This is a genomic window from Phyllobacterium sp. NPDC097923 (assembly GCF_044760925.1).
Classification (GTDB): Bacteria; Pseudomonadota; Alphaproteobacteria; order Rhizobiales; family Rhizobiaceae; genus Phyllobacterium; species Phyllobacterium calauticae.
This window is the reverse complement of record NZ_JBIWBL010000001.1, coordinates 1,490,358-1,513,327: the sequence shown is the minus strand read 5'-3', so window position 1 is coordinate 1,513,327 and position 22,970 is coordinate 1,490,358. Positions and strand designations below refer to the sequence as shown.

Sequence of the window (22,970 nt, the reverse complement as noted above, 5' to 3'; positions counted from 1 at the left end):
TTTTTCAAACAAGCAAAACGGCCAGACGTTAGGTCTGGCCGTTTCAATTCAGCGACGAATAGTTCTTACAGTACAACCACTTCCGTGCCAACAGTGACGCGGTTGTAAAGATCGATCACGTGATCATTGACCATGCGGAAACAACCGTTCGAAGCGGAGCTGCCGATGGTCCAGGGCTGCACGGTACCGTGAATACGGATATAGGTATCCTTGTTGCCCTGTGAAAGGTAGAGAGCGCGCGCGCCGAGCGGATTGCCTGGACCACCGTCCATGCCGTTCTCATACTTGGCGTAATGATTTGGTTCGCGCTCGATCATTTCCTTGGTCGGGATCCAACGGGGCCATTCGCGCTTGGTGCGGATTTCGGCGGTACCCTTGAATTCGAGACCTTCCTTGCCGACGGCAATGCCATAGCGGCGTGCGGTCGTGGAGGATTCAACCAGATAAAGGAACTTCTGCTTCGGATCGATGACGATGGTGCCGGTCTTGTAACCGGTGAAGGAAACGTCCTGCGGCAGATACTTCGGATCGAGTGAATAGTTGCGCTTGGCCGCTGCCGCCGTTGCACGGGCTGGCTTGCGGGCCTGCGAAACCTTGGCTGGTTTTGCAGTGGAAGCGGTTGGCGTCGCGTCAACCTTTGCCGCATCGGCAGGCGTTGCGGCCGTGTTGATGGTGGACTGAGCGAATGCCGATCCGGACATGGCCAGAACAGAAATTCCGATGAGCAGAGAGCGACGTGAAATCATAGTGTTAGTTCCCGGATAATATGCACGCGCCATCAGCGGCACTTGCCAGGCCCCCAAGGCCAAACCTGACTATGGCGATATCTGAAGACTGTTTTCCACTCAATGCAAATCACCGTGAAGAACAGCCCAGACTGATTCTTCACCGCCAAGGGTTGCGGAAGCGCAACACATTTGCTGCGCATCCGCAAAGAATCAGTTTCAGCGGCGGTTACTGCGAATTGGGAACAGGGTTTGCAGGCTGTGCCGGCGCGGCCGGAGCAGCAGGCGCAGGCGCTGTTGATTCGGCCGGTGCCGGAGCCGCTGGTGCGGCCGGTGCCGAAGCGTCAGACGCCGGCGGCGTTGTGGTCGCAGCACCCGGAAGCTGATTGAGAATGCCGCCGCTGCCAGCTGGCTGTCCGCCGGTTGCAGGCTGTCCACCCGTCGTTGCCGGGATACGGTTGAGAATATCCGTCGGGCTTTCGGCGTAGCGCGACATGATGCCGAGCGCCAGGGACGTGATGAAAAAGCCCGTCGCAAGAATCGCCGTTGCCCGCGTAAGCACGTTGGCAGCGCCGCGTGCGCTCATGAAACCCGAGCCGCCACCGATCCCAAGACCGCCGCCTTCAGAGCGCTGCATGAGCACAACTCCAACGAGGGCAAGTACAATCAGAAGATGAATGACGATGACGACGGTTTGCATGGGGTATTTTCTGCTTTCTAGGTGTCGGACGCGGCTCTTTACACCGTATCTCTTAATAAACCAAGCCCGTCAGCGGACAGTTTTCTCGGCAATTCGGCGCTTTTGATGCTCGTCAGAGCGAATGGTACGCCTCACAGATGGCCAGGAAGTCCACCGCTTTCAAGCTCGCGCCGCCAACAAGTGCACCATCGACGTTCGCGATGCCCAGAAGCTCGACCGCATTGGAGGGTTTTACCGAGCCGCCATAGAGAATGCGCTGCCGCGCGCCTTCCGCGCCAAAACGCGCGGTCAGCGCCGCACGGATCGACGCGTGAACCTCACGGACATCATCGGCGGTCGGCGTCAATCCGGTCCCGATCGCCCATACGGGCTCGTAGGCGATAACCGTATTGGCAGCGGTAGCTCCATCAGGGATGGAACCGGCGAGCTGCGTTGCAATGATATCGAGCGTTGCTCCAGCCTTGCGCTGTGCTTCGGTCTCGCCGATGCAGATGATCGCAACCAGTCCGGCATCCCATGCGGCCACGGCCTTGGCATTGACCATTGCGTCGGTCTCGCCGTGATCCGTGCGCCGCTCGGAATGTCCGACAATGACATGCGATGCGCCGGCATCCTTCAACATGTCGGCGGAGATATCGCCCGTATGCGCACCGGACTTTTTCGCATGACAATCCTCGCCGCCAATGGCAAGCGCCTCGCCTTCGACGGACTGGGCTGCCCGGAAAACCAGCGTGGCCGGCACGCAGATCAATGCGTCAATCTTCTCGCCGATGGCCGAATTCGGCCGGTTGACGATAATGCGCAGTTCATCCAGAGACTCTCCCGTCCCGTTCATTTTCCAGTTACCAGCGACGAGTGGACGGACATCAGGGGTCATTCGGCGTTCCTCAAGACGATAGATTTGATGATTTCTCGGTCATTTGATTGTCTGACTAGCAAATTCACTTGATAAAGCAATCGACACAAGCCCTTCATGACGCTATTCCCCTAAGCAATTCAATTTGAGCCTCATACTGTTACGGTGACTTTCTATGCTCGATTCCTTGCGCGACGTGGCCCAGACCTGGGTAGCCAAGCTGCTTCTTGCTCTTCTTGGCGTCAGTTTTGTTGGCTGGGGCGTTTCCAATACCATTCTCAGCGCCGTCGGCAATGGTTCGGCGATCAGCGCCGGAAGCTCGAAAGTCTCACCGGTCGAATATCGTCTGGCCTATGACCGCCAGCTTGCGGCCCTGCAGCAGCGTTTTGGCCAGCGTTTCACCCGTGAACAGGCCGATGCCATTGGCGTCAGCAATCAGGTGCAGGCGCAGCTTGTCGCCGGTGTCGTGCTCGACGAGGAAGCGCGGAAGATGTCGCTTGGCCTGTCCAAGGATCGCCTGGCACAGCTGGCCGCCGAAGATCCGGCGTTTCAGGGACCTGACGGCCGTTTCAATCCCGGCCAGTTTGATCTGGTGCTGCGCAATGCCGGCATGACCCCGCAAGGCTATCTCGACAGCCGCAGCAAGATCGCCCGCCGCCAGCAGATCGTCGAAGCCGTCGCCGACGGCATCACGGTGCCCGATACGCTGCTGAAGGCGGTCGCGACCTATAAAGGCGAATCCCGCACCATCGATTATGTCTCGATGCCGAAATCCTTCATCACCGACATCCCTGCCCCCAGCGATGCGGACCTAAAGACCTATTTCGACGCGAACAAGGAAGCCTACGCCGCGCCGCAGTACCGCAAGATCACCTACGTCAAGCTTGAACCCAAGGACATTGCCGACCAGGCATCGGTTTCGCCCGAGGAGATCAAGGCGGAATATGACAAGAACATTGCCCGCTATACCTCGCCGGAAACCCGCACCATTGAACAGCTGACCTTTGCCAATGCCGATGCAGCCAAGGCTGCCCATGACCGTCTGGCTGCAGGCACCTCGTTCGATGATGAAGTGAAGGCCGAAGGCAAGACAATGAATGACGTGCGTCTTGGTACGTTCCAGCGCAACGCCCTGCCCGACCAGACCATTGCCGATGCGATCTTCAAGCTTCAGGCCGGAAATGTCAGCGACGTGATCACCGGCGCGTTTGGCCCGGTCATCGTGCGGGCGACTGCCGCCGCACCGCAAGTCATCAAGCCGCTTTCCGAGGTGGAGAAGGACATTCGCGAGACGATCGCGCTTTCCCTCGCCGCATCGTCAGTCATGTCCGTGCACGACGCCTATGAGAATGCCCGGGCCGACGGCGCCACCATGGCCGATGCCGCCGCCAAACAGAACCTCAAGGTGGTCACCATCGATGCCGTCGACCAGTCGGGCCGCGGACCGGACGACAAGGAGATTCCGGGTATTCCGTTCGGTGAAAATCTTCTGGCCGCCGCCTTCCTTGCCGATCAGGGTTTTGACAATGAGCCGCTCAATATCGGTCCGAACAGTTTCCTCTGGTACGATGTCACCGGCATCACACCGGCACGCGACCGCACCCTCGACGAAGTGAAGGCGCGGGTCACGGACAACTGGCGGACGGCCGAGCTTGAAAAGCGCCTCAACGAAAAGGCCGAGGAAGTGCGCAAGCGCGTTGCATCCGGCACATCGCTTGACGACATCGCGGCCGAATTCAAGTTCACCAAGGAAACCAAACGCGGCATCACGCGCCAGTCAAAGGATACCGACCTCGGTGTCGGCGGCGTTGCCTCGGTGTTCGACGGGCCCAACGGTCTGGTCGGCGTTACGGAATCGGCGGCGGACCAGTCGAAGCTGATCTTCAAGGTGACGGAATCGATCGAACCGTTGAATGTGGGGCCGGACTCGCTGACCAAGGCGGAGAAGGATACCTTCACGTCGCGCTTGTCTGACGATCTGCTCGATCAGTTGGTCATGCAATTGCAGACCGTCTATCCCGTGACCATCAACAAGACCGTTATTAATCAGGCGCTTGCCCGCCAGTGATTGCAGTGAGACCCAGGAATGGCTGAACTGAAACGTTTCATCGGCATCGCGGCAGCGGGAAAAGCGCTTTCCCGCGAGGAAGCCGTGGAAGCCTTCGACATCATGATGTCGGGACAGGCAACCCCGGCGCAGATCGGCGCCCTGCTCATGGCCTTGCGGGTGCGCGGCGAGCAGGTTGACGAGATTGCCGGAGCGGTCTCGGCCATGCGCTCGAAAATGCTTCCCGTGAAAGCCGTACCCGGCGCCATCGATATCGTCGGCACCGGCGGGGACCAGTCGGGTTCCTACAACGTTTCAACCTGCGCCGCCTTTGTCGCGGCCGGCGCCGGCGTGCCGGTTGCCAAGCACGGCAATCGCGCCCTGTCCTCGCGCTCCGGCGCGGCCGATACGCTGGCGGCGCTCGGCATCAACATCGAAATCGGTCCAGATCTGATTTCCACCTGCATCGAGGAAGCCGGTATCGGCTTCATGTTCGCGCCGTCGCACCATCCGGCGATGAAGCATGTCGGCCCCGCCCGGGTCGAACTTGGCACCCGCACCATCTTCAATCTGCTGGGCCCGTTGACCAATCCCGCGGGCGTTACCCGCCAGCTCGTCGGCGTCTATGCGCTCGAATGGGTTGAACCCATCGCGCAGGTATTGAAGAACCTCGGTTCGGAATCCGTGTGGGTCGTGCATGGCGATGGTCTCGACGAGATCACCACGGCGGGCGTCACCAAAGTCGCTGCCCTTGAAAACGGTGTGATCCGCACCTTCGAGATCGAACCCGAAGCCTTTGGCCTGCGCCTTGTCGATCCCCAGGATCTCAAGGGCGGCACGGCGGAAGAAAACGCGGTCTCGCTGCTCTCCGTCCTCGACGGCGCGCATGGTGCCTATCGCGATATCACCCTGTTCAATGCGGGTGCCGGACTGGTTGTCGCTGGCGCCACCGGCGACCTGAAAACCGGTATCAGCATGGCGGCCCATTCCATCGACAGCGGCGCGGCGCGAAATGTGCTAAAGAAGCTGGTGCACGTATCCAACAGCAAGGCTGACTGACCATGGTTGATATTCTTCGCAAGATCGAAGCCTACAAACGTGAAGAGATTGCTGCCGCCAAGACACGCCTGAGCGTCGATGACCTCAAGGCCCGGATCGGGGATCAGGACGCCCCTCGCGGTTTTCTCAGCGCCTTGCAGCGGAAACGCGCCGCCAATACATTCGGCCTGATTGCCGAGATCAAGAAGGCGAGCCCCTCCAAAGGCCTGATTCGCCCGGATTTCGATCCACCCGCGCTGGCCAAAGCCTATGAACAGGGTGGCGCAGCCTGCCTATCCGTGCTGACCGATGCACCGTCGTTTCAAGGCGCGCCGGAATTTCTGACTGCAGCCCGCGCCGCCGTCAGCCTGCCTGCCCTGCGCAAGGATTTTCTCTTCGATACCTATCAGGTCTTTGAAGCCCGCAGCTGGGGTGCCGATTGCATTCTGATCATCATGGCCAGCGTCGACGATACGCTGGCCGCAGCGCTCGAAGAAACGGCGATGGCGCTTGGCATGGATGTCTTGGTCGAAGTGCATGACGAAGCCGAGATGGACCGGGCGCTGAAGCTTACCTCGCCGCTTCTCGGCATCAACAACCGCGATCTGCGCACATTTCATGTGGATCTCGCCGTATCCGAACGACTGGCCAGAATGGTGCCGGCGGACAAGCTGCTGGTCAGCGAAAGCGGCGTCTTCAGCCATGCGGACTGCCAGCGCCTCGCCAAATCCGGCATCGGCAGTTTCCTCGTTGGTGAAAGCCTGATGCGCCAGAGCGATGTGGCGGCAGCGACCCACGCGCTTCTGCATGGCACAGCGGACCAGCAGACAAGCGCCGCATGACAACCGCGCCGAAGCTGACTCATCTCGACAGCACCGGCGCGGCCCATATGGTCGATGTCGGTGGCAAGGCCGAGACCGAACGGGTTGCCGTGGCGGAAGGGTCCGTGCGGATGCTGGCGGAAACGCTCGAGCTGATCCTTTCCGGCAATGCCAAGAAGGGCGATGTCATCGGCACGGCCCGCATCGCCGGGATCATGGCCGCCAAGAAAACCCATGACCTCATTCCGCTCTGCCATCCGCTGCTTCTGAGCAGGATCAGCGTCGATATCGATGCCGACAAGGCCCTGCCGGGTCTGCGGGTGCGTGCCACCGTCAAGCTGACGGGCAAAACCGGGGTCGAAATGGAAGCGCTCACCGCGGTTTCCATTGCATGCCTGACGATCTACGACATGGCAAAAGCCGCCGACAAGGGTATGATCATTCAGGATATTCGCCTGTTGCAGAAATCGGGCGGAAAATCCGGCGATTGGTCCGCGGAAACTTCAGACGGGAATTGAACGATGGCAGACCTCCTTCCGGTTGACGAAGCGCTGCGGCGCATCCTGGCCAATGTGGATCTGCTGGAACCGGAAACCGTTGCGCTCGGCGATGCGGGCGGACGCGTGCTCGCTGCCGACCTGCATGCCCGCCGCCAGCAACCGCCCTTTGCCGCCTCGGCGATGGATGGCTATGCCGTGCGCGCCGCCGATGTCGCCAGCGTGCCTGTCCGCCTGAAGCTGGTGGGTCAATCCGCTGCCGGACATGCCTTCCAAGGCTCGGTCGATCCGGGCGAAGCCGTGCGCATCTTCACCGGCGCACCGGTGCCGACGGGTGCCGACAGCGTGGTCATCCAGGAAAACACTTTGCCGCATGGCGACGAGGTGGAGATCGTCGAGACCATTGCTTTTGGCCGCAACATCCGCGCGGCCGGCCTCGATTTCAACAGCGGCGATGTCCTGCTTGCCGCCGGCCGGCAGCTTGATCCGGCGGCCCTTGCCCTCGCCGCATCCGCCGATCATCCGCATCTGTCCGTCGTGCGGCGTCCGCGCGTCGCGATACTGGCGACCGGCGATGAACTGGTCAGCCCCGGCGAAAGCTACCGGCCCGACCAGATCATTGCTTCCAACAGTTATGGTCTGGCTGAAATCGTTCGCAATGCGGGCGGCATCGCCATCGATCTGGGCATTGCCGAAGACCGGCTCGAAGCGCTGAGCGACGCGCTGGATCGCGCTGTTGCAGCGCAGGCCGATATCCTGGTGACACTGGGCGGCGCCTCGGTTGGCGACCATGATCTGGTCCAGCCTGCCCTTGCCGCGCGCGGCATGGAACTCGATTTCTGGAAAATCGCCCTGCGTCCCGGCAAACCGCTGATGTTCGGCCATCTCCAAGGCATGCGCATTCTCGGCCTGCCCGGCAATCCCGTATCCAGCCTGATCTGTGCGCACATATTCCTGACGCCGCTTATCCGCACCCTCATGGGACTATCGCACACGCCCGATCTGCGCGCTGCGGTTCTCGGCACTGATATGCCGACCAATGACCAGAGGCAGGACTATGTCCGGGCGCGCATCGTCACCGGACCGGATGGCACGCTGACCGCGACGCCGTTTCCGCTGCAGGATTCATCCATGCTGAAATTCCTCGCCGACGCCAATGGCCTGATCATCCGCGAACCGCATGCGCCAGCCCTTGCCGCCGGTTCGCCCTGTACAATCCTGATGTTACGCTGATTTAAAAACCGGGCCTCTGGAGTCATGGGTCAGTCCACAACTCCAGAGCGGTATCGCCTGAGAGCAACCCAAGGCAATTCTTATACTCAAATCAGGCAGTTAACCGGTGCTCTCTACGGTCACTTTCCGTTATATTGGCAAGGTCTATTGCTTTTTGCAACCTAGACGCGTGCCGGAAAGATGGTTCGAGTGTTTTGCCCTGTTTGACCGCCTCGACAAACCGCTGATAGTTTGTCGCGACAGGCTCGACCTCGACCTCTTTCCACACCGCCGTTTCCACGTCATCGCCGAGACAGACCAGCAGCTTGGAGCCGTCATGACGGTGCACGACTTCGAATGCACCCTTGTCGCCGTAGACGCGCAGGCGCAGCTCATTGACATGGCCCGTGGCCCAGCGGCTTGAATGGACGACACCCAGCGCGCCATTGGTGAAGCTTACCGTCATGGTGAAACTGTCATTGGCGTCGAGTTCATATTCGCCGATGCGATTGCCTTCCGCCTTGTCGAATGCCTTGAGGCGGCAGAACACCTCGTCGATTTCCGTATCGGTGCCATAGACGACGAAATCGAGAATATGCACGCCGACGTCGCCAAGCGTGCCGTTGGAGCCGTGCTTCTTTGACAAACGCCAGAGCCAGCGGCTTTCCGTCTGCCAGTCACCCCACATTTTCGAGACAAGCCAGCTTTGCAGGTACGATGCTTCCACGTGTCTGACCTTGCCGATCTGGCCGCTGGTGACCAGCTTGCGGGCCGCCTGCAGCTGCGCGACATTGCGATAGGTCAGGTTCACCATACCGACGAGACCCGCCGCCTCGATCTTATCGGCCATTTCGGCTGCATCTTCATAATTGGCCGCAAGCGGCTTTTCGCAGAACACGTGCTTGCGCGCCGCGATGCACTGCAGGGTCGTGGCGTGGTGGATGCTGTCGGGCGTGACATTGGCCACCGCATCGAAATCGCCCCAGGCCAGTGCCTCCTCCAGCGAGGTGAATGCCCGCTCGATGCCATATTCCGCGCGGAATGCTTCCGCCCGGCCCGCATCGACATCCACCGCGCCTGCCAGTGTTACCCCTTCGATTTCAGCGAAATTCTTGGCATGGGAATTGGCCATACTGCCGGTACCCAAGATCAAAAGACGCATTGGTCCAGTCCTTCACATGAATGTGCCGCACGCTGCAACGCGGTGCCGGCATTGATACTGCGGATATTGGAAACGGCCGCGCGCGGGCCGTCCCCGATCGGATCGGTGTTTAGCGGAAACCTTCCTCGCCAGCTTCATGCAGGCTGCCGCCGCGGGCGGTGATAGGCTCGATGGCCTGTTCGACCGGCGTGTTCGGTGCCGTATTGAGCTCCGGATAGCGATTGGGGTTATAGGCCCAGTTCACCGCATTGCGCAGGACAAGCCCGACCGTCGCATCGTGATAGGTTGGATAGGTTTCGTGGCCGGGACGGAAATAGAACACGTTGCCCGCGCCCTTGCGGTAGGTCAGGCCGGAACGGAACACCTCGCCGCCCTGAAACCATGACACGAAGATCGTCTCGAGCGGTTCCGGCACGGAGAATGGCTCGCCATACATCTCTTCGTTTTCAAGCTCGAAATAACGTGGCAGGCCCTTGGCGATGGGATGGCCGGGATTGACCACCCAGAGCCGCTCGCGCTCACCGGCTTCGCGCCAGTGCAGCGCACAGGGCGAGCCCATTAGGCGCTTGAAAATCTTGGAGAAATGCCCGGAGTGCAGAACGATGATACCCATGCCTTCCCAGACGCGCTTGGCAACGCGCTCGACCACGTCGTCCGCAACATCGCCGTGGGCGCGGTGCCCCCACCAGATCAGCACATCGGTTTCATCCAGTACCTTGTCGGTCAGGCCGTGTTCGGGTTCCTGCAGGGTGGCGGTCTTGACCGAGATATTGCTGTCGGACTTCAGAAGCTTGGCAATCTGGTTGTGCATGCCTTCGGGGTAGATTTCGGCGACGGTCTTGTTCAGCTGTTCATGAACATTTTCGCCCCAGACGAGCGTGCGGATGGTCATCTTTGTCTTCCTATTCATTGCATATGCGGTTGGGAGGATGCTCAGTTCAGTTTGACGCTGCCGGCCTGCCCGATTGATCGAAGCGGTGGACATTGTCGTTGATAGGCGAAATGTGGAGCAGTTCGCCGGGCTGCTGGCTTGCAGTCCCGTCCTGTCTGACGACAAGCGGGTCCTTCGCGCCAATATCGATGTAGAGATAGGTCTCGGAACCGAGGTTTTCTGACAGGATCAGCTTGCCGTTCCAGGTGCCGCCCTTGTCTTTGATTTCGAGATGCTCCGGCCGCACGCCAAGCGTGTGAGCGCGGTAGGTATCCGCATGTTTCTCGGTCAGGAAATTCATCTTCGGCGACCCGATGAAACCGGCGACAAAGACCGATTGCGGCTTCTCATAAAGCTCCAGCGGCGTACCGACCTGCTCAACGATGCCGTCGCGCAGCACACAGATCCGGTCTGCAAGCGTCATCGCCTCCACCTGATCGTGGGTGACGTAGATCATCGTGGTCTCGTGCATTTTTGCATGCAGTTTGGCGATCTCAAGCCGTGTCTGCACCCGCAGGGCCGCATCGAGATTGGACAGCGGTTCATCGAACAGGAAGACTTTCGGATCGCGCACGATGGCCCGGCCGATGGCCACGCGCTGGCGCTGGCCGCCGGAAAGCTGTTTCGGCAGCCGGTCGAGATAGGCGGTGATCTGCAGCATGTCCGCTGCCTCGTTCACCCGCCGCTTGATTTCGTCTGTGCCGCTCTTGGCCAGTTTCAGGCCGAACGCCATGTTGTCGAACACCGTCATGTGCGGATAAAGCGCATAGGACTGGAACACCATGGCAATGCCGCGCTGTGACGGCGTCAGGCTGTTGACCACCTTGTCGTCGAAGGCGAGCGTTCCGGCGGTGATATCCTCAAGCCCGGCGATCAACCGCAGCAACGTGGATTTTCCGCAGCCGGAAGGGCCGACGAACACCATGAATTCGCTCGGGCTGATTTCCAGATCGACCCCCTTGATGACGTCGAACGTACCGAAGGACTTGCGGACATTGTTGAGATGAATAGCTGTCATTTGAGTTACCCCTTGACGCCGCCGGCGGTGAGGCCGGAAATGATCTTGCGTTGGAAAATCAGGACGAGAACAACGAGCGGCACCGTCACGATGACGGATGCGGCCATGATCGTGCCCCACGGGATTTCATGCGCACTGGCTCCGGACAAAAGCGCGATGGTGACAGGCACCGTGCGCACCTCCGTCGAAGACGTGAATGTGAGGGCAAACAGGAACTCGTTCCACGCCGCGATGAAGGCGAGCAGTCCGGTCGTTACCATCGCCGGCCACATCAGCGGCAGGAATACCTTTGTGATGATGACCCAGGGAGTGGCCCCATCGACGATGGCCGCCTCCTCGATTTCGACAGGCAGATCGCGCATGAAGGTGGTCAGCACCCACACGGTGAACGGCAGTGTGAAGATCGTGTAGGAAAAGACGAGGCTCCACAGCGTGTTGTAGAGGCCGAGAAAGCGCACGACCTCGAACAGGCCCGCCAGCACCGCGATCTGCGGGAACATCGAGACGGACAGGATGGTCAGCAGCAGCAGCGAGCGGCCGCGAAACCGCACACGGGCCAGTGCAAAGGATGCGGTGACGGCGATCAGCAGTGCCAGCAGAACCACCAGTGTCGACACGACAAGCGAATTCAGCAGATTGCGGGTGAAACTGCCGGCATTGATGACCGAGACGTAGTTTTCCAGCGAGAACGACGACGGAAAATACTCGACGGTGAACAGGTTGCTGCCGGTTTTGAAGCTGGTGATGATGGCGTAGTAGAACGGAAAGACCGCCAGCACGACAATCAGGGTGACGAGCGCGTAAAACGCCGTGTTCTTGGTGAGATTCCAGATCATCAGCGGTCTCCTCCATCGAGGCGCACGCGGCCAAGCCAGATCGCCAGCACGGTCATCAGGGCGATCACCAGAAACAGCAGTGTCGACTGTGCCGAGCCATAGGCAAATTTGTCGAATTCGATGAGATTTTCCCGCGCCAGTACCGACATGGTCTTGGTCTGCGAGCTGTTGGGCGTCAGCACATAGATCAGGTCGAAAATGCGCATGGCATCAAGCAGGCGGAAAATGATGGCGACCATCAGTGCCGGCTTGATCAGCGGCAGCGTGATGCGGAAGAACTGGCGGATCGGATGCACGCCGTCGATATGCGCGGCTTCATAAATGTCCTTCGGCACCATCTGCAGGCCTGCCAGAATGAGCAGCGCCATGAAGGGCGTGGTCTTCCAGACATCGACGATCAGCACCGCCGTCATGGCCGTATCGGCACTCGCCGTCCAGGCAATGGGATGGCTGATGAAACCAAGGCGCATGAACAGATCGTTGAGAATGCCGAACTGGTCGTTCAGCATCCAGCCCCACAGGCGGGCCGACACGATGGTCGGGATCGCCCAGGGAATGAGGATGGCAGCGCGGACAATGCCCCTGCCCTTGAACTCGGCATTCAGAACAAGCGCGACGATCATGCCGAAAAAGGCTTCCAGCGCCACGGAGATGATGCTGAAGCGCACCGTGTTCCACACGGCGTTCCACCAGGTCGGATCGACCAGAAGTCCTGAAAAGATCGTGCGGCCGCTTTTCAGCTGGATCCACGACAGATAGTTCTTGAATCCCACCCATTTGGCCGCGCTCATATTGGTCAGCGAGGCATCGGTGAACGAGAAATAGATTGTCCGAAGCAAGGGCCAGCCGGCAACGATGGCCAGCGCGATGATCATCGGAATGAGAAACAGCTGCGCCGAGCGGGCGCGCTGCCGCAAAAGCTCTGAACGTGCGGTGGAAGGCGTCATGCTCGTATTCCTGCCCGTGTGGTTCCGGATGAAGCGAAAGCGTCAGGCAAACGGTGCGAACGGGGTTCGGGAGGTTGTGAACGCCATCCGCACCGTGCCCTTTTGCTGGCAGGGGTCTACCAGCTGTTTCCCTTGAGTTCGGTCAGCTTTGCTTCCAGAAGCTCAAGGTTTTCGGCAGCGGTGCCATTGCCCGATAATGTATCGTGGACCGCACTCCAGAACATGTTGGACACTTCATTGTATTTCACCTTCGTCGGCGCCGAGGGGCGCGGAACGGAATTTTCAAACACCGGCTTCCAGTTTGGAATGAGCGGCTGCGCGGCGGCGATGTCCTTGTCGTCATAGAGCACCTTGATGGTCGGCATGCTGGCCTGGGAAATCGCCCGCGCCTTCTGCTGTGCGGGCGAGCCGAGGAACAGCGCCAGCTTGATCGCCTCTTCGGGCGCCTTCGAATATTTTGAAACCGCCAGGTTCCAGCCGCCAAGCGTTGCAGCGGAGTTCTGGCCATCCTTGCCGCTCGGCAGGGGCGCCACGTCGAACTTGCCCTTGATGGCGCTGCCATCGGCCCCGGCCAGCGCATAGGCATAGGGCCAGTTGCGCATGAAAACGGAATTGCCGGTCTGCCAGACGCCGCGTGCTTCTTCCTCGGTATAGGCGAGCACGCCCTTGGGCGAGATGGTATCGACCCAGCCCTTGGCGCGGTCGATGGCCGCTGCGGCTTCCGGATTGTTGATCGAAATCGTGCCGTCCGCCTCGACAATCTGCCCGCCGCCCGAGGATTTTACCCATTCGAGCGCGTTGCAGGTCAGGCCCTCATAGGCATTGGCCTGGAAGACAAAGCCATAAATGCTCTTGTTGCCAGCCGCCCGCTCGCCGTCCTGGATTTCCTTGGCGGTTGCCGCCATCTCGTCCCAGGTTTTTGGCACCGGCTTCTTGTACTTTTCCAGCAGGTCCTTGCGGTAGTAGAGCGCCGGGGCGTCGGTGAACATCGGCAAGGCGACCAGCTTGCCGCCGACGGTCTGGCTTTCGATGATCGACGGTATGTGCTGATCGATAACGTCCTTGGCGGCTTCCTTCAGGTCGAGGAACTGGTCGGCCAGTTGCGGCGCCCAGATCACGTCGGTACGGTAGACGTCGATGTCGGTATTGCCGGCGGCGAGCCACAGCCGGTACTGGCCGAAATTGTCGGAACTGTTGGCTGGCATGGCAACGATGGACACCTTGTGGCCGGTTTCCTTCTCGAACTGGTCAAGCTGCTTGCGCAGGAACTCGCGTCCATTGCCGGTGTCGCCGGATACAATCGCCAGATTGGCGGCAAAAGCCCCTGAAGCCAGCAAGGTCGTGGTCAAAAGGGTCGCAATGAATGATTTGGCTTTCATGATTTCCTCCCAAAAATCTGACAGAATCGGCTGCCGTACATCGCAACGATGCTTGGCCCCTCTTCAAAAACTCCTCCTGAAGCGCTTTGGAAATCATTTGAAACATCAAAATTCAAAGCGCTTTGAATGAAAAATGACAAAGGCTCTTTCACCTGTCAAGCCGCAAATTGGCGGCACAAGCCAGACATCAAGGTAAACCGCATGGAGAAATGAATTATTATATATATGTTACAGTGCATTATACGGTATTGCTGAGAACGTGAATTCCGGGCTGCCGCCCTGTTGAAACAGCACTGCGCCGCTCGCGGATCACAATATCGCGAGCAATTTACCAAAGCGCTTTGAATTTAGCCTCTGGTTATGTTTATTATTTGGAGTCATATCTGCATTGCCTGAACAGACCGTACTGGATTGCTTGCCATGAAACTCAAGGAACTGGCTGAACAACTGGGCCTCTCGCAAACGACCGTCAGTCGCGCCCTGAACGGCTATCCTGAAGTCAACAAGGCGACGCGCGAACGCGTCAGCCAGGCGGCTCTCAAATTCGGTTACAGCGCCAATGCCAATGCCCGGCGCCTTGCCATCGGCCGCATCGGCGCCATCGGCATCCTGATGCCGCGCGACCGCAGCGAACGTTTCGGTCCGCACACCAGCGAGTTCTTTTCCGGTCTGGCCGAGCAGCTGTCGCAGCACGAAATGGACCTGCTGATGAGCCCGAGCATCAACAATGACGAGCTTGCGGCCTACCGGCGGCTGATTTCCAGCAAGCGCGTGGACGGCATCATCGTCACCGGCCCCACCCTGATGGACGAGCGGGTTGCCATGCTGACGGAAGCGAAATTTCCCTTTGTGCTGCACGGGCGAACCAATATCGCCGCCCCGCATGCCTGGCTCGATATCGACAATGCCGGCGCCTTCCGGCAGGCGGCATCGCACCTGATCGATCTCGGCCACCGGCATATCGCGATGATCGACGGGCTGAAGGGCCACACCTTTTCCGAACACCGCGAAATGGGTTATCGCGAAGCATTGCTGGAGCGCGGCATTGCCGTCGATCCGCGCTTCATCGTGCATGAGCGTTTTTCCGACGAAACCGGTTTTCATGAGGCGCAGCGGCTTTTGTCCTATACGCCGCATCCGACCGCCATTCTCGCCGGCTCGATGATGACGGCGCTCGGCATTTTCCGCGCCATCCGTTCAAAAGGCTACGAACTCGGCAAGGAAGTTTCGGTGATCGCCCATGACGACGTGTTCCCCTATCTCAATGCCAGCAACATGGTCCCCGCCATGACCACCACCCGGTCGTCGATCCGCTCCGCCGGGTCGCGTATCGCCGAACTGCTGGTGCGCGTCCTTGACGGCGAGCCGGTCGAGAACATCCACGAGATATGGCCGGTCGAACTCATCCTGCGCCAATCGAGCGGTCCGCCCGTCGCCCCGCGCCGGTGAGTGCCTAGCCCAATTCGAAGGTTGTGATGCCAAAAATCCGGTCGAGCGGCAATTCGGGCGCCGGTCCGCGATACATGCGTGCGGTTTCGAACACCGGCGCCAGACCGTACCGGTCGCACAGGCGCCGCGCGGCCCCATTGGTCCCGGGAATATCCAGAAAGACCTGTGCATCCCCGGCCTTTGCTGCGAGCGATTGAAACAGCCGGTCGGCGATCTCTTCGGTTTCGGCAAACAAGGGACCGATTTTGCAACCCTCGCGGCATGCGCGCACGACGCCATACCCCGCGATTTTTCCGTCGGCAATGCAGGCCAGGCCGTGGCGCGAGCCGGACGGGCCGAGCCAGGCACGGATAAACGATTCCCGTGGTTCGGGATTGAATTGACGGTCATAGGCGGCGACGGCGCCGATCCATTGCGCATCGATGGCGACGATATCGTCGCTGACGGGTGCCCTGCAGCCGGGGGCGCCGCCATAGCGGTAATTCGCATGGGCATAGACAAACCCCGACTTCCGATAGTTTTCCTGCTGGGCAACGACACCATCAAGGCCGATGGTCTGTCCGGCAAATCCGCTCAGCACATCCTGCCAGAGCGACCAGCCGAAACCCAGCCCGCGCGATTGCGGACGCACCATGTAGAAGCCGAGAAAGCCGTAGTCTCTCGCATAGCGGACCAGCGAGACCGCTGCCGTCAGTTCATCATTGACCTCAAGCACGTGATAGCCTTTGGGGTCCGCGGCCCAGAATGCGTCCGCATCGTCCAAACCGGGGTTCCAGCCCTCGGCAGCTGCCCAGTCGATGATGGTGTCAAGGTCCTGGCGCTCGGCGATTCGGATGAAAGCTGTCATGATATTGTGATATCCAGTTGGAAACCGACGGAACAGTACCCTGAACGGGTGCATTTCTGCCCCCACATGCTTCGTAACCAAGCTTCCAGCATTGCCGCAACGGAATATTAAGCACTTGTAGAACAATGCTGGAACAGATAGTGTTTGTTCTGGTTTTGTTTTTCCGATTCCCTGCTAAAGGATCGCCGATGCTCACGCGTAAACAACATGAACTTCTTCTCTTCATTCATGAGCGTCTGAAGGAGACGGGCATTCCGCCATCCTTCGACGAAATGAAGGATGCGCTGGATCTGGCCTCCAAATCCGGCATTCACCGGCTGATCACTGCGCTGGAAGAGCGCGGCTTCATTCGCCGGCTTGCGAACAGGGCACGCGCGCTGGAAGTCCTGCGCCTGCCGGACTCCATCGCACCCGGCCTCAACAGCCAGAGAAAGTTCGAGCCGAGCGTCATCGAGGGCAGTCTCGGACGCAATGTTGCACCGCCCAAGCCGCAGCCGCGCGCCTCCAACGATATGGACATGCCTGCCAATGTCAGCATTCCGGTCATGGGCCGGATTGCCGCTGGTGTGCCGATTTCCGCGATCCAGAACCAGACCCACATGCTGAGCCTTCCGCCAGATATGATCGGCAGCGGCGAACATTATGCGCTTGAGGTCAAGGGCGACTCGATGATCGAAGCGGGTATTTTTGATGGCGATACCGTCGTCATCAAGCGCGGCGACACCGCAAGCCCAGGCGAAATCATCGTGGCGCTGGTCGATGATGAGGAAGCCACCCTCAAGCGGTTCCGCCGCAAGGGTGCCTCGATTGCCCTGGAAGCCGCCAACCCTGCCTATGAAACGCGGATTTTCGGACCGGACCGCGTGCGGGTGCAGGGCAAGCTCGTCGGCCTGATCCGCCGTTACTGACCGGCCGCCGCGTCCCGTTCGACATTGTTCGGGACGCCTTCGATCGCGTGGGCCTTGCGTGAATGCTCCGGCCGGTTGCGCGCCGCATTGGAATGAGTGCGGTACTTGTTCCAGGGTCGGTCCGGCGGACCGATCGCCCAGGTCAGGCGGGCCGACTGCACCCTTTGCTCCAGCGCTTCTCCGGCTTTCGATAGATCCGTCACGTCACCCTGCCCTTGCCCGCCGGAACCGAACCGGATTTCCGCAGCACCGTTCAAGGCGAGATCGCGGCGCGTGATCACCATTGGGCCCGGAACAGGGCAATCGGTGTCCACACCGGCAAAGCCCAGCACGACGATATTCCCCTCGCTGCATGCGGGGTTCCTTTGCGCGGGATCATCCGTATAGGCGATGATGAGACCGCCCGGTTCGCGCGCCAGGCAGAGCTTTCCGGCGCATTCGAAGGCACCCTCCGCTGCCTCTTTGCCGATCCGCGCCGGTTTGACGATCTGTTCCAGCCCAAAACCCTGCCGCCAGTTGTTTAACGTGAAGGCGCCGCCCTGCGGGCGATTGATCATCAATGCCGTGCCATTGCGCACACCGGCCAGCCGGCCATCCTCCGACAGGACGATATCCGGCGGCGCTGTGCGTGCCATGATCAGGATGGCCGCAGCAAACAGCGGCAGACCGCACAGACGCAACCACGACGTCGTGAGAAGCAGGATCACAAGTGCCACGCTCATCAGGATAAGGCTCGGCTGCGGCATCGGACCGAGATTGCCCGAGGGCGAGAGTGCGGCAACGTGATGGGCGATGAACACCACCAGCTCGATGCCGCGTTCCATGACGGCGAACGGCAGGAAATCCAGATCGAACGGCATCAGCAACAGCGCCAGTACGGCGAAGGGCATGACCAGAACCGAGACCACGGGCAAGGCAAAGGCGTTGCCGATCAGCCCGAGCGGCGCCGTATTGTTGAAATGATAGGCGGCAAAGATCGCACTGGCCGAACCGGCGACCAGGGATGTCAGCGCGACATCACTGATATGATCGCCGATCTTGCCGGGCAGCCGCAACAACAGGCTGTTGCCGGAGGCACGCCGCGCGGTCCGGCCGGCCCTGCGCGGCGACCACCAGCCGTAGAATGCGATCAGTGCGGCTGTGGCCGAGTACGACATCTGGAAGCTTGGTCCCATCACCTCGTGCGGCGCGATGGCAATGGTTACCAAGGCGGCCAGGGCAACATTCCGCAGCGACAGCGCCGCCCGGTCCACGGTCATGGCGACAAGCATGACTGCCAGCATGACAAAGCTGCGCTGGGCCGCCACGTCGATCCCCGAGAGCAGCAGATAGAATGCCGACGCCAGCAGCGCTGCGCATGCCGAAAATTTCTTGATGGGATGGCGCGCGGCAAAGTCCGGAAAGAAGGCCATGCACGCACGCAGCGAGCCGATGACGATCCCGGCCACGAGCGCCATGTGCAATCCCGAAATGGAGAGGATATGCGACAGGCCGCTCAGCCGCATGGCGTTGTTGGTGGCCTCGCTGATGCCATCGCGCTGGCCGGTGATCAGCGATGCGGCGATGGCACCGGCTTCTCCCGGCATATGACCGAGGATACGATCAGTGAGTGCCTGGCGCATCGCAGCGACGGCAAACAGCGTTCTGGTTGTCAAATCAGCCGGTTCAGGCAGAGAGGCTGCTTCCGGCCTGCCGAGAAAGAAGCCGCTGCCGCCGATGCCCCTGTAGTAATTGTGGAAGGCAAAGTCGTAATTGCCGGATCGCACGGGACCGGATGGCGGGCGCAGATGCGCCAGACCGCGCAGCCCGCTGCCTATGGCAGCTTCAGGTGGCAAGGCTCGGGCCGATACAACCAGCCTTGCCGGGGCATAGCGCAGCAGCGGGCGCTCCGTGGTTATCACGTCCACCGTCACGCGCCAGCCGCCCCGTTCGGCGCGGTTGATCGCGACGATGCGGCCGGTCAGCCGTGTGGTGACGGCGGAGCCGAGCATTGGCGTATCCAGACGCAGCGTTTCCAGCTTGGCGCAGAGCATGCCCATGACAACCAGCACGGCGGCGGAAAGACCCATCCCCGTCAGATGCCGCTCGCGTGCCAGGAGTTTGAACCCGGCAAGCGCGGTCAATCCGAAGAGGATGGCGCTCAGCCGCGGTTCCGATGGCAGACTGAAATAGACGATGGCGCCGCTGCCGGCAAAAACCGGAACGAACAGGAAAAGACTGCCGCGATCATAATCCCGCCCGCATGCCCGGGAAACGGCCGGGAGCAAATCCTGCCCCAACCCCATGCGCCGGCGCAGCGCTGCGGACAGACTCACGCCTCGCCGGGTGACACCAACATTTTGGGATATTCGGGGCGCAAGACCCGGCTCATCGTCCGCCGGACGATCAAAAAACTGCCGTTCACTCGTTTGTGTACTGGTGCCTGGCCCCTGCATTTGCCTCCAATTCTGCCAATGCCCTTGCACGACAGCGCTCCTATGCTACATCAACGCCAGATCAAATCGATTGGATGTTAGGCTAATGGCCGAGACGTCTGTTGGAGTCCTTATGTCGTCACCTGTTGTTACCCGTTTTGCACCCTCCCCGACCGGATACCTCCATATTGGCGGCGCCCGCACGGCCCTGTTCAACTGGCTTTATGCCAAGCATACGGGCGGCAAGATGCTGCTGCGCATCGAAGACACGGACCGGGAACGCTCCTCGGAAGCGGCTGTCACGGCCATTCTCGATGGCCTGAAGTGGCTGGGCCTCGATTGGGATGGCGATGCGGTGTCGCAATACGAGCGCGCGCCCCGCCACTGGGAAGTCGCCGAAGAGCTGGTCGCCAAGGGCAAGGCCTATTATTGCTATGCTTCGCCGGCAGAGCTTGAGGAAATGCGCGAAAAAGCCCGCGCCGAGGGCCGCCCGCCGCGCTATGACGGCCGCTGGCGCGATCGCGATCCGAAGGAAGCCCCTGCAGGCGTCAAGCCGGTTATCCGCATCAAGGCGCCGCAGGACGGCGAAACCCTGGTGCGCGACCTCGTACAGGGCGATGTGCGCTTTCCCAACAAGGATCTCGATGATTTCATTATCCTGCGCTCCGACGGCAATCCGACCTACATGCACGCGGTTGTCGTCGATGACCATGACATGGGCGTCACCCACATCATCCGTGGTGACGATCACCTGACCAATGCGGCGCGCCAGGCGATCATCTATGATGCGATGGGCTGGGATATCCCTGTGATGGGTCATATTCCGCTGATTCACGGTGCGGATGGGGCAAAGCTGTCGAAGCGTCACGGTGCGCTCGGCGTGGAAGCCTATCGCGCCATGGGCTATCTGCCCGCCGCCCTGCGCAACTATCTCGTCCGCCTTGGCTGGAGCCATGGCGATGACGAGATCATGTCCGATGCGCAGATGATCGAGTGGTTCGAGATTTCCGACATCAATCGCGGCGCATCGCGTTTCGATTTCCAGAAGCTCGAAGCGATCAACGGTCACTACATGCGGTTCTCCGCCGATGCCGACCTGGTCAAGGCGATGATCGACATCCTGCCGGAAATCGAAGGCGGCGCGGACATTCTGTCGCGGCTCAATGACCGGACCCGTCAGCAATTGCTGGCGGCAATGCCCGGCCTGAAGGAACGCGCCAAGACGCTGGTCGAACTGGCGGACAGTGCGAAATACCTGTTTACGCAGCGCCCGTTGGCATTGGATGAAAAGGCAGCCGGCCTGTTGAACGAAGAGGGCCTGGGTGTGCTTTCCGGCGTTCTTCCGGCGCTGTCGGCCGTCAATGACTGGACCGCCGAAGCATTGGATGCGGCCGTGCGGGTTCATGCGGAAAATACCGGCCTGAAACTGGGTAAAATTGCCCAGCCCTTGCGGGCGGCATTGACAGGAAGAGCAACATCTCCGGGGGTTTTCGACGTGCTGGCGGTGCTTGGCCGCGAGGAGTCGCTGGGGCGTATCGAAGACCGGATAAAAGGTTAATCCGCAGCCTCGACGGTGCATTTTTGCATTGCAACATTGTGCCGTTCGGCTACGGTGACGTGCCTGAGAAAATCAGGATAAAGACCTTGCAAAGAGGTCAAGGCTTTGGGCCAGTGTGCTGAACGCAGAGGTCAGAAAATAACCTGCCTGCAAGGAACATCCTGTTTCAAAGGCATACTGGAATATGAAGTAACTCGTGTGCTTTCACTTCCGAAGTTCGACGAGAGTCTACTGCTCAAGCAGCGAACTTCGGAATGGTACACGGGATGTCAGCGGGAGCTGAAGCAAGAAAGGAACGGCAATGTCTGAGAATAGCGTCAACATCGATCTGAATGGTCACGAGTTTGCGTTACCGATTAAAAAAGGCACCATCGGACCTGATGTCGTGGACATTGGAACACTCTACAAGAACACGGGTGCATTCACCTACGATCCGGGTTTTACATCCACAGCCTCCTGCGAGTCGCAGATCACCTATATCGACGGTGACGAAGGCATTTTGCTGCATCGCGGCTATCCAATCGAACAACTCGCCGAAAAGGGCGACTTCCTCGAAACCTGCTATCTCCTGCTTTACGGCGAACTGCCGACAAAGAGCCAGAAGCATGATTTCGACTATCGTGTAACGCACCACACCATGGTGCACGAACAGATGTCGCGCTTCTTCAGCGGCTTCCGCCGTGACGCCCATCCCATGGCTGTCATGGTCGGCTGCGTTGGCGCCCTGTCGGCCTTTTATCACGACTCGACCGATATTTCCGATCCACATCAGCGCATGGTTGCATCCATCCGCATGATCGCCAAGATCCCGACCCTGGCTGCGATGGCTTACAAGTATCACATCGGCCAGCCCTTCGTTTACCCGAAGAACAATCTCGATTTCGCCACCAACTTCCTGCACATGTGCTTTGCCGTGCCGTGCGAAGACTACGTCCCCAATCCGGTTCTTGCCCGCGCAATGGACCGGATTTTCATTTTGCACGCTGATCACGAGCAGAATGCCTCGACGTCGACGGTGCGGCTTGCCGGTTCGTCCGGTGCCAATCCGTTCGCCTGTATCGCTGCCGGCATTGCCTGCCTCTGGGGCCCGGCCCATGGCGGCGCCAATGAGGCCGCCCTCAACATGCTCGGCGAAATCGGTACGGTTGACCGCATTCCGGAATTCATCAACCGCGCCAAGGACAAGAATGATCCGTTCCGCCTGATGGGCTTTGGCCACCGCGTCTACAAGAACTACGATCCGCGCGCCAAGATCATGCAGCAGACCACCAAGGAAGTTCTCGCCGAACTCGGCATCAAGGACGATCCGCTGCTCGACGTCGCCATGGAGCTGGAGCGTATTGCCCTGACCGATGAATATTTCATCGAGAAGAAGCTCTATCCGAATGTCGACTTCTATTCCGGCATCACCTTAAAGGCGCTCGGCTTCCCCACCACCATGTTCACCGTGCTGTTCGCCGTTGCCCGTACGGTTGGCTGGATTGCCCAGTGGAAGGAAATGATCGAAGACCCGCACCAGAAGATCGGCCGCCCGCGCCAGCTTTACACCGGTGCAACACAGCGCGACTACGTTCCGGTCGGCAATCGCAAATAAGATCATCCAGAATACGAAAAAAGGCGCCATT

General features: G+C 59.9%; 20 protein-coding genes. 9 read left to right on the top strand and 11 right to left on the bottom strand.

What is annotated here, in order from left to right:
• Positions 1-65: 65 nt before the first annotated feature.
• From ACIQWS_RS07615 to tpiA, 3 genes are all read right to left on the bottom strand, one after another.
• Positions 66-746, bottom strand: a complete 681-nt coding sequence (locus tag ACIQWS_RS07615) for a L,D-transpeptidase (protein ID WP_346306805.1) — start codon at positions 744-746, stop codon at positions 66-68.
• A 208-nt stretch (positions 747-954) separates the two neighbouring features.
• Positions 955-1,425: a preprotein translocase subunit SecG gene (gene secG / locus ACIQWS_RS07610; RefSeq protein WP_403173980.1), complete on the bottom strand. Its 471-nt coding sequence runs from the start codon at positions 1,423-1,425 to the stop codon at positions 955-957.
• 112 nt (positions 1,426-1,537) lie between these two features.
• Positions 1,538-2,302: a triose-phosphate isomerase gene (tpiA, locus tag ACIQWS_RS07605; RefSeq protein ID WP_403173964.1), complete on the bottom strand. Its 765-nt coding sequence runs from the start codon at positions 2,300-2,302 to the stop codon at positions 1,538-1,540.
• Between the two features lie 154 nt (positions 2,303-2,456).
• Here tpiA and ACIQWS_RS07600 point away from each other — a divergent pair, with 154 nt between their 5' ends.
• From ACIQWS_RS07600 to glp, 5 genes are read left to right on the top strand one after another with little or no spacing between them, the layout of a single operon-like run.
• The gene (locus ACIQWS_RS07600; protein ID WP_403173955.1) at positions 2,457-4,349 is read left to right on the top strand and encodes a SurA N-terminal domain-containing protein; all 1,893 of its coding nucleotides are present in this window, start codon (positions 2,457-2,459) and stop codon (positions 4,347-4,349) included.
• 18 nt (positions 4,350-4,367) lie between these two features.
• On the top strand, positions 4,368-5,387 hold the full coding sequence (gene trpD / locus ACIQWS_RS07595; protein WP_403173946.1) for an anthranilate phosphoribosyltransferase: 1,020 nt from the start codon (positions 4,368-4,370) through the stop codon (positions 5,385-5,387).
• 2 nt (positions 5,388-5,389) lie between these two features.
• Positions 5,390-6,208: an indole-3-glycerol phosphate synthase TrpC gene (gene trpC, locus ACIQWS_RS07590; RefSeq protein ID WP_403173941.1), complete on the top strand. Its 819-nt coding sequence runs from the start codon at positions 5,390-5,392 to the stop codon at positions 6,206-6,208.
• Positions 6,205-6,705, top strand: coding sequence for a cyclic pyranopterin monophosphate synthase MoaC (moaC, locus tag ACIQWS_RS07585; protein WP_346306811.1), 501 nt, complete (start codon positions 6,205-6,207; stop codon positions 6,703-6,705). The genes trpC and moaC overlap by 4 nt, the downstream gene beginning before the upstream one ends.
• A gap of 3 nt (positions 6,706-6,708) precedes the next feature.
• Entirely contained in the window at positions 6,709-7,917 is a 1,209-nt protein-coding gene (glp, locus tag ACIQWS_RS07580) for a gephyrin-like molybdotransferase Glp (RefSeq protein WP_403173919.1), read from the top strand.
• A gap of 91 nt (positions 7,918-8,008) precedes the next feature.
• Here the strand turns inward: glp and ACIQWS_RS07575 are convergent, their stop codons facing one another.
• From ACIQWS_RS07575 to ACIQWS_RS07550, 6 genes are all read right to left on the bottom strand, one after another.
• Positions 8,009-9,058, bottom strand: a complete 1,050-nt coding sequence (locus tag ACIQWS_RS07575; RefSeq protein WP_403173909.1) for a Gfo/Idh/MocA family protein — start codon at positions 9,056-9,058, stop codon at positions 8,009-8,011.
• A gap of 109 nt (positions 9,059-9,167) precedes the next feature.
• The gene (locus tag ACIQWS_RS07570; RefSeq protein WP_346306813.1) at positions 9,168-9,950 is read right to left on the bottom strand and encodes a ThuA domain-containing protein; all 783 of its coding nucleotides are present in this window, start codon (positions 9,948-9,950) and stop codon (positions 9,168-9,170) included.
• A 46-nt stretch (positions 9,951-9,996) separates the two neighbouring features.
• Positions 9,997-11,007, bottom strand: a complete 1,011-nt coding sequence (locus ACIQWS_RS07565) for an ABC transporter ATP-binding protein (protein WP_403173899.1) — start codon at positions 11,005-11,007, stop codon at positions 9,997-9,999.
• Positions 11,008-11,012: 5 nt separating this feature from the next.
• Positions 11,013-11,843: a carbohydrate ABC transporter permease gene (locus tag ACIQWS_RS07560; RefSeq protein WP_223615017.1), complete on the bottom strand. Its 831-nt coding sequence runs from the start codon at positions 11,841-11,843 to the stop codon at positions 11,013-11,015.
• Positions 11,843-12,790: a sugar ABC transporter permease gene (locus tag ACIQWS_RS07555; RefSeq protein WP_346306815.1), complete on the bottom strand. Its 948-nt coding sequence runs from the start codon at positions 12,788-12,790 to the stop codon at positions 11,843-11,845. The genes ACIQWS_RS07560 and ACIQWS_RS07555 overlap by 1 nt, the downstream gene beginning before the upstream one ends.
• Positions 12,791-12,906: 116 nt before the next feature.
• Entirely contained in the window at positions 12,907-14,169 is a 1,263-nt protein-coding gene (locus ACIQWS_RS07550; RefSeq protein ID WP_403173884.1) for an ABC transporter substrate-binding protein, read from the bottom strand.
• 420 nt (positions 14,170-14,589) lie between these two features.
• On the opposite strand from ACIQWS_RS07550, the gene ACIQWS_RS07545 reads away from it, so the two are divergent.
• Positions 14,590-15,618 (top strand): substrate-binding domain-containing protein, encoded by a 1,029-nt coding sequence (locus tag ACIQWS_RS07545; RefSeq protein WP_223615020.1) that lies wholly within the window; start codon positions 14,590-14,592, stop codon positions 15,616-15,618.
• A 4-nt stretch (positions 15,619-15,622) separates the two neighbouring features.
• Here the strand turns inward: ACIQWS_RS07545 and ACIQWS_RS07540 are convergent, their stop codons facing one another.
• On the bottom strand, positions 15,623-16,465 hold the full coding sequence (locus ACIQWS_RS07540; RefSeq protein ID WP_346306816.1) for a GNAT family N-acetyltransferase: 843 nt from the start codon (positions 16,463-16,465) through the stop codon (positions 15,623-15,625).
• Between the two features lie 188 nt (positions 16,466-16,653).
• On the opposite strand from ACIQWS_RS07540, the gene lexA reads away from it, so the two are divergent.
• Entirely contained in the window at positions 16,654-17,373 is a 720-nt protein-coding gene (gene lexA / locus ACIQWS_RS07535; protein WP_105733144.1) for a transcriptional repressor LexA, read from the top strand.
• Here the strand turns inward: lexA and ACIQWS_RS07530 are convergent.
• Positions 17,367-19,688, bottom strand: a complete 2,322-nt coding sequence (locus ACIQWS_RS07530) for a ComEC/Rec2 family competence protein (RefSeq protein ID WP_403173845.1) — start codon at positions 19,686-19,688, stop codon at positions 17,367-17,369. The genes lexA and ACIQWS_RS07530 overlap by 7 nt on opposite strands.
• Before the next feature lie 232 nt (positions 19,689-19,920).
• Between ACIQWS_RS07530 and gltX the strand changes: the two genes are divergently transcribed.
• Positions 19,921-21,345, top strand: a complete 1,425-nt coding sequence (gene gltX / locus ACIQWS_RS07525; RefSeq protein WP_403173839.1) for a glutamate--tRNA ligase — start codon at positions 19,921-19,923, stop codon at positions 21,343-21,345.
• 301 nt (positions 21,346-21,646) lie between these two features.
• On the top strand, positions 21,647-22,939 hold the full coding sequence (gene gltA, locus ACIQWS_RS07520) for a citrate synthase (RefSeq protein WP_105732880.1): 1,293 nt from the start codon (positions 21,647-21,649) through the stop codon (positions 22,937-22,939).
• Positions 22,940-22,970: the final 31 nt, after the last annotated feature.

Coding starts and splice junctions, on each gene's coding strand:
- ACIQWS_RS07615 (WP_346306805.1), bottom strand. CDS start 746: ATGATTTCACGTCGCTCTCTGCTCATCGGAATTTCTGTTCTGGCCATG.
- secG (WP_403173980.1), bottom strand. CDS start 1,425: ATGCAAACCGTCGTCATCGTCATTCATCTTCTGATTGTACTTGCCCTC.
- tpiA (WP_403173964.1), bottom strand. CDS start 2,302: ATGACCCCTGATGTCCGTCCACTCGTCGCTGGTAACTGGAAAATGAAC.
- ACIQWS_RS07600 (WP_403173955.1), top strand. CDS start 2,457: ATGCTCGATTCCTTGCGCGACGTGGCCCAGACCTGGGTAGCCAAGCTG.
- trpD (WP_403173946.1), top strand. CDS start 4,368: ATGGCTGAACTGAAACGTTTCATCGGCATCGCGGCAGCGGGAAAAGCG.
- trpC (WP_403173941.1), top strand. CDS start 5,390: ATGGTTGATATTCTTCGCAAGATCGAAGCCTACAAACGTGAAGAGATT.
- moaC (WP_346306811.1), top strand. CDS start 6,205: ATGACAACCGCGCCGAAGCTGACTCATCTCGACAGCACCGGCGCGGCC.
- glp (WP_403173919.1), top strand. CDS start 6,709: ATGGCAGACCTCCTTCCGGTTGACGAAGCGCTGCGGCGCATCCTGGCC.
- ACIQWS_RS07575 (WP_403173909.1), bottom strand. CDS start 9,058: ATGCGTCTTTTGATCTTGGGTACCGGCAGTATGGCCAATTCCCATGCC.
- ACIQWS_RS07570 (WP_346306813.1), bottom strand. CDS start 9,950: ATGACCATCCGCACGCTCGTCTGGGGCGAAAATGTTCATGAACAGCTG.
- ACIQWS_RS07565 (WP_403173899.1), bottom strand. CDS start 11,007: ATGACAGCTATTCATCTCAACAATGTCCGCAAGTCCTTCGGTACGTTC.
- ACIQWS_RS07560 (WP_223615017.1), bottom strand. CDS start 11,843: ATGATCTGGAATCTCACCAAGAACACGGCGTTTTACGCGCTCGTCACC.
- ACIQWS_RS07555 (WP_346306815.1), bottom strand. CDS start 12,790: ATGACGCCTTCCACCGCACGTTCAGAGCTTTTGCGGCAGCGCGCCCGC.
- ACIQWS_RS07550 (WP_403173884.1), bottom strand. CDS start 14,169: ATGAAAGCCAAATCATTCATTGCGACCCTTTTGACCACGACCTTGCTG.
- ACIQWS_RS07545 (WP_223615020.1), top strand. CDS start 14,590: ATGAAACTCAAGGAACTGGCTGAACAACTGGGCCTCTCGCAAACGACC.
- ACIQWS_RS07540 (WP_346306816.1), bottom strand. CDS start 16,465: ATGACAGCTTTCATCCGAATCGCCGAGCGCCAGGACCTTGACACCATC.
- lexA (WP_105733144.1), top strand. CDS start 16,654: ATGCTCACGCGTAAACAACATGAACTTCTTCTCTTCATTCATGAGCGT.
- gltX (WP_403173839.1), top strand. CDS start 19,921: ATGTCGTCACCTGTTGTTACCCGTTTTGCACCCTCCCCGACCGGATAC.
- gltA (WP_105732880.1), top strand. CDS start 21,647: ATGTCTGAGAATAGCGTCAACATCGATCTGAATGGTCACGAGTTTGCG.